This is a genomic window from Leptothoe sp. LEGE 181152, from assembly GCF_032906605.1.
Classification (GTDB): Bacteria; Cyanobacteriota; Cyanobacteriia; order Phormidesmidales; family Phormidesmidaceae; genus Leptothoe; species Leptothoe turfae.
The window spans coordinates 110,775-128,251 of record NZ_JASATU010000068.1; the positions used below are offsets into that span (position 1 = coordinate 110,775).

The 17,477-nt window shown below is 47.7% G+C and carries 13 protein-coding genes; 6 read left to right on the forward strand and 7 right to left on the reverse strand.

Annotation, left to right across the window (positions count from 1 at the left end; translation table 11 throughout):
- Positions 1-30 precede the first annotated feature (30 nt).
- Together tehB and QGP82_RS34230 are read right to left on the reverse strand one after the other, a co-directional pair.
- Positions 31-921 carry an SAM-dependent methyltransferase TehB gene (gene tehB / locus QGP82_RS34225; RefSeq protein WP_163703252.1) on the reverse strand — a complete coding sequence of 297 codons (891 nt, stop codon included), beginning with the start codon at positions 919-921 and terminating at the stop codon, positions 31-33.
- Between the two features lie 170 nt (positions 922-1,091).
- Positions 1,092-1,262 (reverse strand): hypothetical protein, encoded by a 171-nt coding sequence (locus QGP82_RS34230; RefSeq protein WP_163670154.1) that lies wholly within the window; start codon positions 1,260-1,262, stop codon positions 1,092-1,094.
- A 603-nt stretch (positions 1,263-1,865) separates the two neighbouring features.
- On the opposite strand from QGP82_RS34230, the gene QGP82_RS34235 reads away from it, so the two are divergent.
- From QGP82_RS34235 to crtC, 5 genes are all read left to right on the forward strand, one after another.
- A complete protein-coding gene (locus QGP82_RS34235; RefSeq protein WP_490796254.1) occupies positions 1,866-2,663 on the forward strand; it encodes an ABC transporter permease in 798 nt (265 codons plus the stop codon).
- 2 nt (positions 2,664-2,665) lie between these two features.
- Positions 2,666-3,427, forward strand: a complete 762-nt coding sequence (locus QGP82_RS34240; protein WP_499062275.1) for an ATP-binding cassette domain-containing protein — start codon at positions 2,666-2,668, stop codon at positions 3,425-3,427.
- Positions 3,424-4,422 carry an ABC transporter substrate-binding protein gene (locus tag QGP82_RS34245; RefSeq protein WP_499062276.1) on the forward strand — a complete coding sequence of 333 codons (999 nt, stop codon included), beginning with the start codon at positions 3,424-3,426 and terminating at the stop codon, positions 4,420-4,422. The genes QGP82_RS34240 and QGP82_RS34245 overlap by 4 nt, the downstream gene beginning before the upstream one ends.
- A 764-nt stretch (positions 4,423-5,186) precedes the next feature.
- Positions 5,187-6,761 carry an FAD-dependent oxidoreductase gene (locus tag QGP82_RS34250; protein ID WP_163670167.1) on the forward strand — a complete coding sequence of 525 codons (1,575 nt, stop codon included), beginning with the start codon at positions 5,187-5,189 and terminating at the stop codon, positions 6,759-6,761.
- Positions 6,762-6,987: 226 nt separating this feature from the next.
- Positions 6,988-7,890 carry a cyanoexosortase C gene (gene crtC, locus QGP82_RS34255; RefSeq protein ID WP_163670169.1) on the forward strand — a complete coding sequence of 301 codons (903 nt, stop codon included), beginning with the start codon at positions 6,988-6,990 and terminating at the stop codon, positions 7,888-7,890.
- A gap of 297 nt (positions 7,891-8,187) precedes the next feature.
- On the opposite strand, the gene QGP82_RS34260 is transcribed toward crtC, so the two are convergent.
- Complete coding sequence (locus QGP82_RS34260; RefSeq protein WP_250566047.1) at positions 8,188-9,153, reverse strand: pentapeptide repeat-containing protein; 966 nt, start codon at positions 9,151-9,153, stop codon at positions 8,188-8,190.
- Between the two features lie 335 nt (positions 9,154-9,488).
- Here QGP82_RS34260 and QGP82_RS34265 point away from each other — a divergent pair, with 335 nt between their 5' ends.
- On the forward strand, positions 9,489-10,391 hold the full coding sequence (locus tag QGP82_RS34265) for an ROK family protein (protein WP_499062277.1): 903 nt from the start codon (positions 9,489-9,491) through the stop codon (positions 10,389-10,391).
- A gap of 337 nt (positions 10,392-10,728) precedes the next feature.
- Here QGP82_RS34265 and QGP82_RS34270 read toward each other — a convergent pair whose 3' ends face one another.
- The 4 genes from QGP82_RS34270 to QGP82_RS34285 all read right to left on the reverse strand — a co-directional run bounded on the left by QGP82_RS34270 (position 10,729) and on the right by QGP82_RS34285 (position 17,190).
- On the reverse strand, positions 10,729-11,412 hold the full coding sequence (locus QGP82_RS34270) for an ABC transporter ATP-binding protein (protein ID WP_499062278.1): 684 nt from the start codon (positions 11,410-11,412) through the stop codon (positions 10,729-10,731).
- Between the two features lie 114 nt (positions 11,413-11,526).
- A complete protein-coding gene (locus tag QGP82_RS34275) occupies positions 11,527-12,756 on the reverse strand; it encodes an ABC transporter permease (RefSeq protein ID WP_499062373.1) in 1,230 nt (409 codons plus the stop codon).
- Between the two features lie 37 nt (positions 12,757-12,793).
- Positions 12,794-14,215, reverse strand: coding sequence for an HlyD family secretion protein (locus QGP82_RS34280; protein ID WP_499062279.1), 1,422 nt, complete (start codon positions 14,213-14,215; stop codon positions 12,794-12,796).
- 104 nt (positions 14,216-14,319) lie between these two features.
- A complete protein-coding gene (locus tag QGP82_RS34285; RefSeq protein WP_499062280.1) occupies positions 14,320-17,190 on the reverse strand; it encodes a DUF4347 domain-containing protein in 2,871 nt (956 codons plus the stop codon).
- Positions 17,191-17,477 lie beyond the last annotated feature (287 nt).

The following is a 17,477-nucleotide window of genomic DNA, read 5'->3' on the forward strand; positions in this document are numbered from 1 at the left end:
CCCGGCGAAACGACGACATCCCTTAGGGGGCTAAGTACGTTTCTGAGCCAGCAGAGTAGCAAAGATAGATTCAATAGGGTTGCCGTTGCTATCTTTGCGATGAAATTTTCCCACTTGTTCTTGATACTCACAAATATGCCAGTGCTTGTAATAGTCACGCAGTTCCTGGGGCACCAAGGTAGTCGGAAATTTGAGAGGACAGGGAAACTCCGACGATGAAACTGGGGCAATAATAAAGTTATAGCCCTGGGGCTTCGTTTGAGCCTGCATGTTCTCAATCACATGGGATAGAGTTTTGTACCTCAAAAACTGAAAAACAACCGTGGAAATAATCAAATCGTAGTAGTCATCAAGCGCCGCTGATTCAATGTTGTGCACCCGGGCTTGAAATCTATCCCCAACCTTTTCCGTTTGAATAATCTCCCGAAGATGCTGAATAGCACTGGTATTTTTATCCAATGCTGTCACCTGATGCCCCTTAGCGTATAAATAGGTAGAATTGCGACCTTTCCCGCAACCTAAATCTAAGACGTTCATCGCCTGACAGTCTGCCAAAGGTCCTTGAATGAGCGCCTGGATATCTCGGTGAGGCGCTGCAAAATGATATTTCTTTTGAAAGTAGTCTTCGGAGCGACAGTAAAACTCAACAAAACACTGTAGGGGTCCTAGAGGCTTGACCCGATGCCAGGCTCCTGGTGATACAAAGAAGTCTGTGTGCTGTGGGGTGATGATGTCGGTAGACAGGATCTCTCCAGCCTCATTTAGGGCCTCATACTGCAATTGGCCTGCTAATACTGTGATTTTTCCCCAGGTGCCTGGCTTTGTATTGTGCTGAGTTTGAAACGATTCTGGTAACGTTGTTTCTGCCCAGATAGGTAGGGTTTTGTATTTAACCAGTGGGTCTATAGTTGCTGTTGTCATAGGTTATGTCTGCGGTTATATCTGCAGTCCTTCACTGCTCTCTATACTCACCATTTAACTAAGGCTTCGACGGTGATGTTTCAAACCCAGCTTCAGCCGAACCATTTACGTCAAAACCTACTTATTTTCATCGTGTTAATTCGGTGGAAATTTCCCAAGGGGGCAACACCCTAGCCTTTTTTCATATTCTCTGGAGTCCCTGCTTGCACCATCTTCATCTGCTCTCCACAACAGATTTCTGAGTGGGGCATACTGTCCGAAGGACAGGGGCATGGCTTTTCATAAACCAACTGGGCTCCACACTTATCACAGGCATAACGATCACCGACTTGGCGTGACATATTCTAGTCTCCTTAGATACACGTATTTAGCCTGACTAAGAACAACATTAAAAGAAAAATCTTTTTGTGCCTTTAGACAGTTGCCTCTGTACCTGATATAGCTTATGTTCCGATGATAGGTCGATAGACCTAGATATGCAAGTCGTTCTGCGGCTGATTGGGGCCTATAAATTAGGGGTATGAACTGGGGGGATCATCGGTAGATAGAGGCACAGGCGTTGTTCCAAGTCACCCAATGTAGCTATGGATGCAAATCTTTAAATTTAGTTATAACTACCTAAATTTAGGTAGCACTGTTGTCTTGTATAAAAGTCTGATCATGCAGGCTGTAGCTAAACTGTGTTACTCGGTAACTGCTTAAAAGAGAGTTGTCAAAAGACAACCTGTCAGACAACAAATAATTACTACATAAATCTAAATTAAATCTCCACTTGTGAGAAATGACTTGTTTTAAGCGCTTACACTGAGCAGAATTCGTGGGTAGGGGCATTCCGGCTGCTGCAATTTACAGACGATTGCATTTTTTACCAATAGAAATTCTCATTGAGTCGTTCACTGTTGAGCTTGGCAATCTTCGTATCGTGTTTCAGTTTTAGTCAGCCCATGTTATCTAATCAACCTGATGTCAATGCGTTGACTCGGCTGCGGTCGATACTATTGGGCCTGGGGACACTGATACTGGTGTTGGGGGGCTGGCAATGGGGCTCGCAGCAGTACAGTCGCGTGATCTTGCCTGCCCCGATTGAGGTGGCCGTTGTTTTGCGATCGCTTCTCTTAGAAAGGCGGCTGTGGGCTGCGATCGCAGCCACTAGCCTGCATGTCCTGGTCGGATTTATCCTGGCCTTGGGCATTGGCGGTCTGTTGGGACTGGCCGCGGGTCGTCAGTCCTGGGTTCGTCCAGCACTCACCCCTGTCGCCATTGCCCTGCTAGGTACACCCCCCATCGCCTGGTTAATGTTGACAATGGTGTGGTTTGGTCTGGGCCACGCCAACTCAATTTTTACCGTGGCAATTACGGTGGGACCCATGGTGTTTGCTGGAGTAGTCAATGCAGTGATGACCCTTGACCCCAACCTAGTAGACGTCGCCCAGGTGTATCAGCTGTCCGGTACATCGCGATTTCAGTCACTCTATTGGCCCCATTTGGTGTCGCGGCTATTACCGTTACTCGTGACCGGATTAGGCCTCGCCTGGCGCGTGTCGATCATGTCTGAGGTGTTGGCCACGCCCACCGGCATTGGCGCTGAACTCAATACCGCCCGCGCCAATCTAGATACAGCGGAAGTGATGGCCTGGATCGTGATTACCATTGGCTTGGTTCTGGCCTCCGACACACTGCTGAGACGACTGCAACAACAGCTTCTACCCTGGCAACAACCGGCTAAACCCCTGGGATGGTGACAATGATGCAACTGCTGGACAACATCTATCGCTCTTATAGATCCCGGCTAATCTTGGAGGCTATTCATCTGAGCGCTGGGCCTGGGGAAATTGTGGGGATTATGGGGCCTTCTGGCTGTGGTAAAACCACACTCCTTAATGTGTTAGCAGGCTTGCTGTTGCCAACAACAGGGACCGTTGGCAGCATATCCATGGCGACCGCCTATGTCTTTCAAGAACCCCGGCTTTTTCCCTGGTATACAGTCATCGAGAATATTGCCCTGGGGTTAAAAGCTAAAGGCATCAGTCGACAACAGCAGCTGCAACAGGCCCAACAGTTGGCAAAAACTGTCGGGTTGTCGGAGGCTATGTTCCTGTACCCACCTCAGCTCAGTGGCGGCATGAAACAGCGGGTAAATTTGGCCAGGGCATTTGCCATCAACCCCCAACTGCTCCTGCTAGATGAGCCATTTAGTTCCCTCGATATTGGCACACGTCAGCAGCTACAACAACTGGTGGTGACTTGGGTACAACGACATCGGGCAATGGCTATTTTAGTGACCCACGACCTGGCGGAAGCGGTGACAATGGGCGATCGTCTCCTGGTGCTTTCCCGATGTCCGGCCCACATTGTCTATAACTGGCACAATGAGCGCCCACCCCATCAGCGGGATCCGGCTTACATCTACCAAACCCTTTCAGCGCTACAAACTCTGCCTGAAATTGCCGCTAGTTTTAATCTCAAAACCGTCAATCTTTCAACCATCAGGAATGTTATCCTATGACTTACAACCGCCGTCAGTTTTTCCAGTTAATGACAGCTAGCCTTGGGCTGTCAATTGCCGCTGGCTGTGGACGACCCACCACCAACGGCGGACTGTCATCCCTAGGCATCGGTGGATCGCCAATTTTGTTAACAATTCCCCTGGCCTACTTAGTTGAGCATAGTCGCTTGCGGAATGCGATCGCAGACATTGATTTTTTTGCTATACGCAACCATGACCAAATGAAGGCATTACTAGCTTCGGGGCAGGGACAGATCACTGCCAATCCCACCTTGCTCGCAGCAGGCCTCTATCAACAAGACATACCGATTAAACTACTGAACGTAATGGTATGGGGTAACATTTATGTGCTATCGGCTGATGGAGGACTTAGCCAGTGGGAAGACCTGCGCGGTAAATCAGTGCTGATTCCATTTAAGGGGGGAATGCCAGAAATGATCTTCCGCTTTCTCTCTATCCAATCAGGATTAGAACCGGACCAGGACCTCACCATTCAGTCCACCCAGGACTTTCAGAGTACTGCTCAGCTGTTATTGACAGGTGCAGCCGATGTGGGAGTATTCTCTGAGCCCCATGCCAGTAATGTTGTTGCCAAGGCCCAACAGCAAGATTTAGAACTCTTCTACAATTTAGACTTTAAAGAAACCTGGAGTCAGGTAACAGGACAATCGGCCCGTTTTCCTCAAGCAGGAATATCTGCCCTCAGCAACTTTGTGGATAACAATCCTGATGTGGTAACATTGATACAAACAGAATTGCGTGATTCCCTTGATTGGATTCAACAAAATCCCACTGATGCTGCAGAGCTGGGAGCTAAATACATGGACACCCCTGCTTCTGTAATCGCACAATCCCTCAAAACCAATCAGTTTGAATATGTACCTGCGATGGAAGCCCGCCCCGAGCTAGAGGTATTTTATCAGGCACTCATGCAGGTCAATCCTAAGTTGCTCAAAGGTCAGCTTCCGGATGTAGAGTTTTATGCAGAGAGCTAACTTCAATGATAAAGATTCAGACAGATGTTGATTGTAAAATGTACCTCACTTCATAGTGTTTCACATAAAAATCATTTTAATTGTGCCATTAACATTTACTTGACATGTATCAATAAAAAGGGTGACAGCTTATTGATACGGATCATGCATTGATTTTGAGCAAAAGTCGGATAGAGAGACTATTTTTTATACCTATTACTACTTAATAAACATCTTTTCAAACTTTATTTTTTTTATAAAGGTTCTATAAAGCCTCCGGGATACTATATATTTAGCTGTCAAAAGCTTTAAAGTGATAGCGTAATCCTTGCCTTATTGTTTTTTAGGGCATCATTGTCGTCTGCTGAGTACGTGTATCCTCCCGAAAACCTGGAGGCTTTATACATTGGAACCGCTCAAAGCGGCAATGGAGATGAGAGACAACTATCTCGATCTCTTTGTATCTTAGGGCTTATATTCTGTGAGTTTTGAGATGTTTTAACTTTAAGACTGATTGAACTATTAAACTGGATAACTCTCCTGGCTCTGCTGGGGGGATATGTTAATTAAATTAGAGACTACTTTGAAGCAAGGAGAAATCTGGATATCAAAGCCTACCTTATAGTAATAAATGCATCTAAAGTGACCATAAACTCGTTTGATTTTAAGCGGATGAGATAATTAAACAAGGCTTCAAGGACTTTTAAAGCAGCCTCTTACATAGCTTTTCTGAAGGATAAAGCGTCTACAAAGTCATTTTGATAGTTTACAGAGCGTGCTTTAGGATGATATTTGATTTTCAAGACTTTCCATCGGGAAGCAACATTGATTGTGACATTTGCATTGTAGGGGCAGGAGCAGCTGGTATTGCACTGGCCTTAGAGTTGGCTAAAACTTCATTAGATATTGTCCTTTTAGAAAGCGGTGGACGCTTTTCTGAATCAGACACTCAGGCCCTATATGACAGTGAAATTATTGGCCTAACCCACCTGGGTATTCATCAGGGACGCCACCGTATTCTAGGCGGTTCAACCGTACGTTGGAGTGGGCAAAGTTTACCGCTAGAACCAATTGATTTTGAGAGAAGAGACTGGGTGCCCTTTAGCGGTTGGCCCCTCAGTCGTCAAGAGCTTGATCCATTTTACCGGCAAGCAGAAGCGGTCATGCACCTTGGTAACTACGAATATGGTCAAGATGCCTGGCAACGATTAGGACTCAACCCTCCTAAATTTGAACCTGACAAAATTGGGACCCTGGTTTCTAAATATACGTACAAGAGTAATTTTTTTGAGACTTATCGCCAAAAGTTACAACAGTCACCTGGCCTTCGGGTGTTACAGCATGCCAATGCGGTGCAACTGGTGACTAATCCCATCGGTACAAAAATAGAAGAAGTACAGATTCGGACATTGACAGGTAAGACTGGAACTGTCCGGGCGGCAACAACCATTGTTTGTTGTGGAGGGATTGAGAGTGCACGGTTACTCTTAGTTTCTAATCAGGTTTGTCCGACAGGGTTGGGCAACCAACATGATCTAGTTGGACGCTTTTTCCAGGACCATGTGGACTGTTATTCAGCAGAGATTGTCACTAAAAAGCCGCGTCAGTTACAGAGATTATATAGTTGGCATCGTCGACGAGATGCTTATTACTATCCTAAAATCCCCTTAGCAGAAGCTGTTCAAAGAGAAAAACAAGTTTTAAATGTAATAGGTGATTTATTTTTTCAACCTTCACAGGATGATGGCTTGCGTGTTCTGCTGGGTCTATTAGGTAAGGAACCCAGCCTGGAGACTGCTCGAAGGAGTCAGCTAAAATCACTGCTACGAGATTTGCCGTACCTTGCTTTCAATGCATATCAATACGGTGTTTTACGACACAATCCAGTTTATACCCGGAGTCGTATTTTATTGCGGTGCCATAGCGAACAATCACCTGACCCAACCAGTCGTATTACGCTCAGTGCTGAGAAAGATGCCTTAGGCATTCCTAAGGCACAATTAGATTGGCAGTTGACAGATAATTGTCGAGAGAGCATTTATGAGTTTACAAAAACTGTGGCTGGTGAGTTTCTCCGTTTGGGTTTAGGAGAAGTCAAGGTTTTTGATTGGGTAAGTAAGGCAGAGGAGCAATGGACTGAGAATATTTGGGACACATATCACCATATGGGAACAACGCGGATGGCTGATAATCCGACGATGGGGGTGGTTGATCGAAACTGTCAGGTGCACGGAGTTGAAGGGCTGTATGTCGTGAGCAGTTCGGTATTTCCCACATCTGGATCATCGAATCCGACTCTGACGATCTTGGCATTGGCTATACGATTGGCAGATCGGTTGAAGAGCTTACAATCCAGATGATAGAGTCCCACTGAGTTGTAATTATCTGAGCCTCTTGAGCCTCTTGAGACTTATATTTTTGGTCATATACTTTGCTTAAACCTTTGGCTACCCCACGATAAAGCTTGAATAAATCCTGATACCAACCTGCATCAAATCCACCCATATATACTTAGATGAAAATACTTAGATGAAAATACTTAGATGACAATTAACTAGGGTGGTTCATTTATGAGATTGATTTGAAATGTTTCAGCCCCAAAAATTAAACCAAACTTCTATTTTTTCAAAATTAAAAAACAGCCCAAAGAACCTTCACAGTATCCTGACAATTATCGGTCTCTTGATTGGACTCTGGTATCTCCCTGCATGGTTCTTGGGTTTCCTGGATAAAGGTCTGCAAAGCACCTATGGCTTCACCCTTGCTGCTTTCTTTGTGTGTTTTGGACTTTACCATCTATGGAGACAAAGGAAACAGATTACTCAGCTTAAAGCCACTCATACAGAACGTCGTCTCGGGCATTTTTTAATTCTGGGTGGTGTTCTTTTATTTCCAATTTGTCGATTTGCCCTATGGTCCCAAGCTATCCTTTGGGCCTCCATCCTCATTGGAATTGCCCTTTCTAACTGGGGCTGGCAGTTCTATCGGCAGCAGCCAATTATCGTATTATCCTTTCTGGTCACGGTTTACCCCCGACCGGCAGCAGCGGCTCGTAGCCTCTGGGAAGCCTTCACCCCTTACGAATATTTAGAGCGAGTCATGGCTCATGCAGGAGCTTGGGCTTTGCGATTGTTTAATTGGCCTGCGACCGCCTCAGAATCGTTTGTCAACGTTCCCCAAGGCTCAGTGGATGTGTATTGGGATTGCAACGGCTTTGACATGGCCCTGACCGTCATCGCCGCTAGCCTAGTTATCGGTCTGCTTAGGAAACAAAGCCGCTTACAAATTCTCAGCTTCATGGGGGTTGGCATCGTGACTGCCCTGCTATTCAATATCCCTAGGGTTATGCTCATGACCATCGCCCTGGTTCATTGGGGAGACCGGTGGCTCAACTTCTGGCAAGGTCCCTTGGGCAGTCAACTCTTTTCTGGTTGCGTCCTTGCAGCCTATTATTTGATCGTCACTAACATCACCCCTAAAACTGTCTAAGTCTTCACTAACCGAAACGCTGTGCCTAATCCATCTCCTGAAGAAAACCTACGAGGAGAGTTTTACCTTAACTTCTTAGGCAAGACTACGACACATATTCGCTGTACTGTTCAGTAGCTTCATCATCAAGCATAGCAAGGTTATTGCCAAGCGATATCTCCCATGCCCAACCTCAGAACAACAGATTGCGAGACATTGTTGATCTTCGGTAAATTTAATCTGAAAAATACAGATGCAGTGTAATCCTGCCAGATCTATTTATCCCCTAAATCAGTGGTGACTGACGATTGAGAAAAATCAATATCCATCGCCCCAGGAAGCAGCAGGCGTTGAAGCTGCTGCTTCGTTAATGCTAGGTGCAGCTTCTCTTGCCTCAACAAATCTGTTGGTAGAAATGGATTCTACATTTGCCGGTAAGACGACATCAGATTTATAGAAACAAGCAAATTGCCCATTAACTAGATTAGAAAGCCTGCTAAAGTCAGCATTTGCTACTTCTATTCTCCGCTCTCCATCAGCAAAGATCGCACCGTGAAAACAACCTAAATAGGCAAATTTTTCACCACCCAAGCAATAGAACCGCGCACCCACTAAGTAGGCATGGCTAAAGTCCGTTGCCTCAGACGTCACTGTAGAACTAAAATCGACACCAGATAAATTGGCTCCTGTAAGGATAGCGTTTGACAAGTCAGCACCGTTGAAACTGGACTTGGTTAAATTCGCGCCAGTAAATTTACAGTCCTTTAAATTCGCTGCTGTAAAGTTAGCACCTTCTAAATTGCAACCGGTAAAGTCAGTCCCTGTTAAGTCGGCTTGCTTAAAGTTGGCTCGACTCAAATTTGCCCCTTTACCAACAGCGGTTGGTTGATATTCCGTTATCGGTTGCTTAATGGGGATAACAGTCTGAAATTTATATCCTCGTCCTTCTACTAGAACAAAACGGCTGTTATTGATGACCGTTGGGTGGTTATCATCCAGGGCATCAGCGTTTAGGCCAGGATAGTGGCCAATAAATGTGGATGCACTTACCTGGGCTCCAGACAGTAAAACACCCATATGCTCACTATCGGTCGCAAACGATGTATTCATTGGATCTCTATCCAGATGACCACCAACGATCAGGTTTTGAGTTAATGAAGCGCTTATCAGGCTGATATTCTCAGTTCCTTCGATAACAATAACCTTTTTGGTTCCATAGTTGGCCTGTGGCTGCGAATGAACTGCATTGACAGGATTTAGCTTGAGAGTTTCAGGGTTTTCCATTTGATTTGCTGGCGGTAGCTACAGCTATGTAGAGGCTAACGCGTAGGTCAGCCCGCTAAGCGGATTCCGTATCCCCGGATTTTAGCTAGCAAATTTGCGTAGTAACACCCATATTCACAGAACTTATATCTGATACGGATATGGTTTGAATTGAAATAGTCGAAACTATAGGCGTAGAGCGATATCTATTCATCAAGTGTCACATTGAAATCAGGTCGTACCCTTGTAAGCTGCCAGTAAAGTCCCAGGGGCTCGATATTTCTGCCATCGGGTACTAGTCATTCAACGCTGAACAGCTAGTTATATAGTGAGCGTATTTTCAAAAGGAAACGGCAATGTCACTTTTTGGAGCAATCGAGGCGGGCGGTACCAAGTTTGTCTGTGCAGTGGGAACGAGTCCTGACGATCTGCGAGCAGAGATGCGGATTCCAACGACAACTCCAGCAGAGACTATTGCTCAAGTGATCGATTTTTTTCGTCAACAAATATCACAACTTGGACCGTTAACAGCAATTGGAATTGGCGCGTTTGGTCCGGTTGATATCCATACTGATTCACCTACATTTGGCTGGTTTCTCGATACCCCCAAGCTAGGCTGGCAACAGATCGAGTTGGCCGGGGTTCTAACGCGTGAGTTGGCAACCCCGATTGGGTTTGACACAGATGTTAATGCGGCGGCGTTAGGTGAGTACCATTGGGGCAATGGTCAAGGATTTGAGACTTTTTTGTATTTAACCGTAGGGACAGGCATTGGCGGTGGCGCAGTCGTCAATGGTCAACTGGTGCACGGGTTGCTGCATCCTGAAATGGGTCATATTCAGATTCCCCACGATCTATCTGCCGATCCGTTTCCGGGAGCTTGCCCGTTTCACCAAGATTGTTTAGAAGGATTGGCCTCTGGACTTGCCATTGAAAAACGTTGGCAACAGAAGGCGGCATCGCTTCCGATTGACCACCCAGCCTGGGCACTAGAAGCCCACTATTTGGCGGTGGGCTTGGTTAACTTTATGCTCATGTTCTCACCGGAACGGATCATCCTGGGTGGAGGTGTGATGGAGCAAATGCAGCTGTTTCCGCTGATCCGTTTGCAAGTGCGTCAACAGATGAGTGCCTATCTCAAAGTGCCAAGGATTATGAATGACATTGATGCCTACATCGTTCCGCCAAAGCTTGGTGGCAAAGCGGGTATCGTGGGTGCATTTGTCCTTGCCCAGCAGGCGGCCAAAGTATCCAGCTAGCGTGTCGATGATACTCTGCCAGCAGGCAAATCTTTCTTATGAGCACTAATGATTAGATGTGAGGGGTGTCCTTCTAGGCTACTGTGTATACACATCTAGAAGATAATGTCCCAAAAGGTAGACATAGCCTTGAATTGGCCCTCATCCTAAATCCTTCTCCCTGGGGGCGAAGGACTTTGAGACTAGACCCCCCTTCTCCCTCAGGGAGTAAGGGGTTGGGGTATGAGGGCTCGAAATCTAGAGCCAGCTCTCCGACTTATGTATACACGGTAGGTCCTTTCAGGAGACCCTGTCCCAAACAACAAAGTGGTTACAATTTTGTAAAATCCCAAAGAAGCTAGTTTTCTTGTTCTCTTTGAAGCAGACCATCTTGCACATGAATAATACGATGGGTTTGTGCGGCGATATCGGGCTCATGGGTCACAATGATGACGGTAATTCCCTGGCTGTTGAGTTCGCTGAGGAGCGTCATTACTTCGTAAGACGTTTGGGTATCGAGTGCACCCGTGGGTTCGTCAGCCAGGACTAATGCTGGTCGATTGACAAGGGCGCGTGCGATCGCAACCCGCTGCTGTTGTCCCCCAGAGAGTTGGCTGGGTCGATTACCCATGCGATCGCCCAATCCCACTCGAGTCAATGCTGATTCTGCTTGTTTTCGCCGCTGGCGACGACTCACCCCTGCATAAAACATCGGCAGCATGACATTTTCTAATGCGGTTGAGCGAGACAGCAGATTAAACTGCTGGAATACAAAGCCAATGCGCTGATTGCGAATATAGGCCAGACCTTCGTTGCTTAGCGTGGTCAAGTTTTGTCCTTCTAGAACATAGTGGCCAGCAGACGGACGATCCAGACAGCCGATAATATTCATCAGGGTAGATTTCCCGGAACCTGAGGCTCCCATAATCGAGACATAATCACCTTCTTCAATGGTCAGATCAATCCCCTTGAGTACGGGGACATCCACTTCACCCAACTGATAGGTTTTGCGGATGTCTTCCATCCAAATCATGGCGGCCATAGTGGTCACTCTTTTACTAAGGAAACAAAATTTTAGGCTCTACTATTGGACGTACAGACTTTCCATGGAACGTCTCTCCAGCATTACTTTTTGGACCTGATAAAATCCTTATCCCTAATCACTTCTTAAGGCAATAATCGGGTCTAATTTTGCAGCACTGCGGGCGGGAATCACACCGGCTACGATCCCGATCACAAAAGAAAGACCCACCCCTAAAACAATCGCCCAGAGAGAAATTACAAAGGGAAAGTCAAATAGTGTGGCGGCGATCCGGGCAATCGCTACCCCCAGCCCCACGCCTAAGCCTCCACCGACAGCCGAAATTGAGATTGCCTCTGTCAAAAGCTGACTTAAAATCGCTTGATTGGTCGCCCCGACGGCTTTACGAATGCCGATCTCTCGGGTGCGCTCTACCACCGACACCAGCATAATGTTGGCAATGCCAATGCCGCCTACGACCAGGGAAATGGCTGCGATCGCAACCACCATAATCGTAAACAAACCCACCGTGCTGGTCAGTGTCTCCACCAAATCAGCAGCACTCACAATCCGAAAATCATCTTCATCCCCCCTGGCGGGATAAATGTTATGACGCACTCGCAACAAGTTTGTAATCTGGAAATCAGCCGCTTCTAACTGGTCTTGCTCAGTCACTTTGATCGAAATACCCTGAACGGCAATCCCGCTCAGGGCGTTGTTGCCAACCAACCGAGCGGACATATTGGTAAGCGGCACATAGATCTGTTCGTCAGGATTCTCTCGACCCTGGGCCCCCTTCTCATTGGCAATCCCAATCACGCTATACCGCTGTCCTTGAATGCGAATGTTTTTGCCAATAGCAGTACCGCTATCAAATAATTCATCCTCCACCGTTGGCCCCAATATCGCCACTGGCTGAGCGGCTGTCAGTTCATCTAGGGTGAAAAAACGTCCCGACTGCAGTGTAATGTTATTCACCTCTGCATAATTTGTATCCGTGCCCAAGACGGTTGTAGACATATTATTTTGGGCATAAACCACTTGAGTCGTTTGCTGCAGATAGGCCGTCACCGTTCCAGCAGATAACACCTGGGACTCAATCGCCTGGGCATCGCTCCAGGTGAGCGTGGTGGCACTGCCACTACCCTGGCTGACGTTGCCGGTATTTGCAGCCCCGGCCCGCACCTGCAAAAGATCTGCGCCCAGCCCCTGTAAATTTGCTTCTGTAGCAGACTGCACCCCTTGCCCTACGGAGGTGACCGCAATTACGGCGGTGATGCCGATGATGACACCTAACATGGTTAAGGCCGTGCGCAATTTGTTGCTCCAGAGAGCTGCGATCGCTATTGCCAAGATTTCCGCCATAGAAATTGATGGCAGGTAGGTTAAACGTGCTTGAATCTTAACCACCAGGACCTCCTCTCGGCGTAACGCTAGGGCCATCACCAGAGCCTCCCCCCGGTATCAAAGGTGGACCGCCCCGATTTTGTCGATTTTCAGGTAATCCCTGAGCCGCACTCAACACAATTTTTTCATTCCCCGAAAGTCCTGCAATCACCTCCGTTTGCTCATCGACTGTTAATCCAGTTTCAATCGGCTGAAATCGAGGCACCCCCTCTGCTGTCAGCACCAGCACACCTTCTCCCTGCTCTTCTCTCACAACGGCAACGGTTGGCACCACCATTACATCAGTCAATTCACCGGCTTGAAATTCAATATCTACATTCATTCCAGGCTGTAGCTGTGACTGCGCTGCTTCGGAAAGATTGACCCGCACCTCAAAACTGGTCACATTAGAACTTACCGTTGCCTGCTCTGCGACTTGGACTACGGTCCCTTCAAACCGTCGATCTGGGTAGGCATCGGCTTGAATCTGAGCCAGTTGCCCGGTTTGAATCTGAGCAATATCAGTCTCTGCTACATTAGCAACAACCTGATAATTAAAGGCTAAAGAGAGAATCGATGACGACGATGATGACGATGTTTCGCTGGCGGCAGTTGATGGAGAAACAAAATCTCCTGGGTCAGCATAACGGGCAGTGACAATCCCGCTAAAAGGAGCCCGAATCACCGTATCTTCAATCTGAGTCTTGATCGTGGACAAAGCGCCTTCTGCTTGTATCACGGCTGCTTCCGCCTGCGCGATCTCTTCTTGACGACTGCCTATCTGACTGAGATTCAGCGCCTGCTGCGCACTTCTTACCTCGGCCTGAGCCGTGTCGCGAGCCGTTCGGTAGCTCGTTGTTTCTTGCGCAGAGATTGCTCCCTGGGTGTAAAGGGACTCATAGCGGCGTAGCTCTTCTTCCGCCTGATTTAAGTTGGCTTCGGCACTGGTCAGGGTAGCCTCGGCCTGGGCAATCTCTTGGGGACGGTTACCAGCGACGAGCATAGCCAAATTCGCTTGGGCCGAGGCGAGCTGTCCCTGGGCCTGCATCAGTTGCCCCTGGAGATCAGAATCATCCATATAGGCTAAAACTTGGCCTATTTCTACCGCGTCACCCTCAGCAACAGTCACTTGTTCCAGACGCTCTGAGGTTTTAGGGCTGACATTGGTCAGTTGCTCAGGCTCAACAGTTCCGTTGGCCGCCACTGTAATTGGGAGCGTCGCGGTTTCAACGGTCACTGTCTGCGTTTGCGTCTGTTCCTGCTGCTTTGGTACCAGGACACACTGCCGATAGAGCAGATAACTACCCCCTGTGAGCAGGCTGAATATGAGGAGGCCTGCGGCACCTTGGGCGAGGCGATGTTTCGCTGGATGCTTGAAAGTGGTTTCTATCTGGGGGAGAGAAATACACTCAGAGGATTGGGGCAATTGCAAACTCATGGGAGTAGCTCTGATTTATACCCCTACGTTATTAGGCCTAAGTCTATTTGCAATCTATCAAAGGTCACCATTGAACCATGTCGATGGTCACGTGATCTATCCAACTAAATGACCGTAAACTCCACCACCATATCGTTAAAGTCCCGATCACCCAGACCGCTCAAGTCTTCAAAGCCAAAGGTGTTATCTCCTAGTAGTCTGGCATGGTCATTACTGCTTTCATTCGCCCCAGCATGGCTAAAGTAAACGTCGTTTGTTGTTGGATCACCGCCACCCGCCACTAAGAAGATTCCTAAGAACCCACCAGCGGTAATCTCTACAGAGAACATACTTGCCTGGCCATTCTCACTGGTAAGTTCCACGTCCAAACGATTAGCTAAAGCCGCTTCTTTATATCCAGCCTCTCCCGGTCGCAGAATATTGCCGGTTAACGTGTCGCGAATACCGCCATCAATTAAGTCAGTAGCATAGAAACCCACCATATTATCCATCGCTGCTTCACGATAGATCGTAAAGTCAACGTTGACTAACCCTGTTTGGCCAGTGAGATCAATGGCAGCGGCATCATTGACTAACAGATTTGTTGTTGCGGTTTGGGTGAATGTTTCCACCGTGAATTGGGTGCCTTCACCAAAATCGAGAGAAACTTCCGTAGCGGTGATTGTTGTTGCTGTTGCCAGATGGGTTGTACCATTGACCACTAACTGAAACTCTAACAACTGTCCCTCGTTCACTCGGTTCGCATCAATACTAAAGGCAGGCATGTAGGCTTCAGGCAATTGGCCACCTTCCAGCAGAAAAAAGCTGCTTATTTGGGTACGGTTGGTACCCTCTACATCAAAGATCCGAATCTCACCCACCTCAGAGATATTCACCTTGTCCACATGCAGGCGTATAGTATTGTCACTGCCCAGTCCAGTAATTTCTAAACCTGATACCGGCGTCAACAGCGGAGGATTATTGGGTGTTGTTGTGTCATTAGTTAGAGTGTACGTCTCATCGGTCTCAGGCTCAGTGGTAGGCAATGCATTGCCAATGGGGTCGGTAATATCTTGACTAGCCGAGAGATCTAGCCCAACAGTACCGTTAAAGTTGGCAAGATTCCCACCAGAAACAGTAATGTCATAGGCTGTGGCGCTAATAGCCGTAATACCTGTGACTGTCGCTGTAGAGCCCCCCGTAACATTAAAGTCAGCAGCCGTAATATTTTGAATGCTCTCACTAAAGGTGACACGAAACACCAGACTATCTGCATCAGTTGCTGGCGTAGCTGGCGTTTGGCGTACAATGCTCAGCAAATTTGGAGCCAGGTCTCGATCAAACGCTGTCAAGGCAGAATCAGCCGCACTCACCACAAAGACTTGCTGATTGTCAGGACTAACAGCAACGCCAATAGCGCCTGCTAATTCATCAGCACCATTCACACCATCTTGATCCTGAATCACTTGATTGACCGTTAAGCGGCCATTGGTGTCACGGTCAAAAATTGTTATGGCATTGTCACCATAACTAGTGACAAATACCTGCCGTCCATCGGGGCTGATGGTAACACCCGTAAACCCGCTAACACCAGGAATACCAGTTCCCTGGGTGCCACCAAATAATTCAGCACCATTGTCACCATCAGTGACCACTTGCGCAAAGCTCAGGGTGCCGTCGGCATTGCGATCAAAGACAGTGATGGCGGCGTCCACAGCACTGGTAACATACACCTGATTACCATCAGGGCTGACGACTACACCTGAGGCCCCAAATAGCTGTTCGGCACCGTTTTGACCATCCTTAATCGCTTGGCGAAAGGTCAAATTACCAGACGCATCTCGATTAAAAACAGTAATGGCAGCATCATCTCGACTGGTAACAAAAACCTGACTGCCGTCTGGACTAATGGCCACACCTGACGCTCCAAACAGTTCAGCCGCTCCCCCAATACCGTCGGCAATGGCTTGGCGAAACGTCAGATTACCAGTCTCGTCGCGGTCAAATACGGTAATGGCAGAGTCCACTAAGCTGACCACAAAGACTTGGCTACCATCCGGGCTAACCGCTACATCAATGGCCCCTTCCAGGGTTTTAATACCGTCACGGCCATCCTTCAACAGTTGCTGCTCCGTGAGATTGCCATCACCATCACGGCTAAACACCATTAAGGAATGATCCCCAGTGCTGGCCACAAAGACTTGACTGCCATCGGGACTTACCGTTACCCCAAAAGCGCCAAACAGTTCCTCCACCTCAAAGCTATCTCGGATAACCTGGCTAAAGTTCAGATTGCCAAACGCGTCCAGATTAAATACGGTCAGTGAAGCATCAACTGCACTGGTGACAAACACCTGGGTACCATCGGGGCTGACGGTTACTCCAGATGTACCAAAGAGTCTATTCAGGTTTGGATCGCCATCGCCAATGTCACCATCTTTAATATCTTGCTGAAATGTGAGCACCAGGGTAGCTGCATAGGTGTCAAACACCGTTTGTTGAAAGGTTTGTGCAGCAACAGGCGGCCATTGCCCATTGCCCACTGTCTGGGCTGAGGCCGTGACAACAGCGCCCGTTAATGCAGCCAGTTTGCTGACAAACTCCATACCAGCGTCGCCTGCAGCCACCTGACACGCTAATAGGGTTAGCCGTGAAGCATCCGCATTTCTAAACCAGCCTTGGAGATATCGAGCATACTGGCCCAGATTGCTTAGCTCCAGTTTGTCTGCACCCAGCTGTAGCTCGCCGGGAGCACCGTGGGCCACCAGGGTGAGCGCTGCCGTTGGCCGCTGATATATCAGCTCACTGATCTGCTCAATGCCATCACGATTTGGGTCAAGTACGTGGGCGCTAACACCGGGGCGCAGACCAGCTAGCAACAGTGACAGGTCATCCACACGACTGTCAAAAATGACAATCGATGTCTCATCCATGGGGACCTGCTGCCCCATGGGCTGACGGTTATCAGACTTGGTGTTAGGCAGAGAGGAGGTCATAGGGGCTTTTTTACAAACTGAAGGCGATAAATTTAAGGAGAAATATAGGTTTAGGCTGGGTTCACTGGGGCACCTAAAAGAACGATGTTTTCCTTATCAAGATGTCCAGTGATCACAACAGTCGTCAGCATCCTGAATCATGTGCTAAGCAAACCAACATTAAAGATTCATGGGCCTTTACGAGCCCCACAAAATTTCGTTCTGAGCGAGACCAAAGGCCTGGATCTTGTGCTGAATACAGGTAAAAATTCGTTTAATATGCCAATCGGCTGATTTTCCTGATGTAT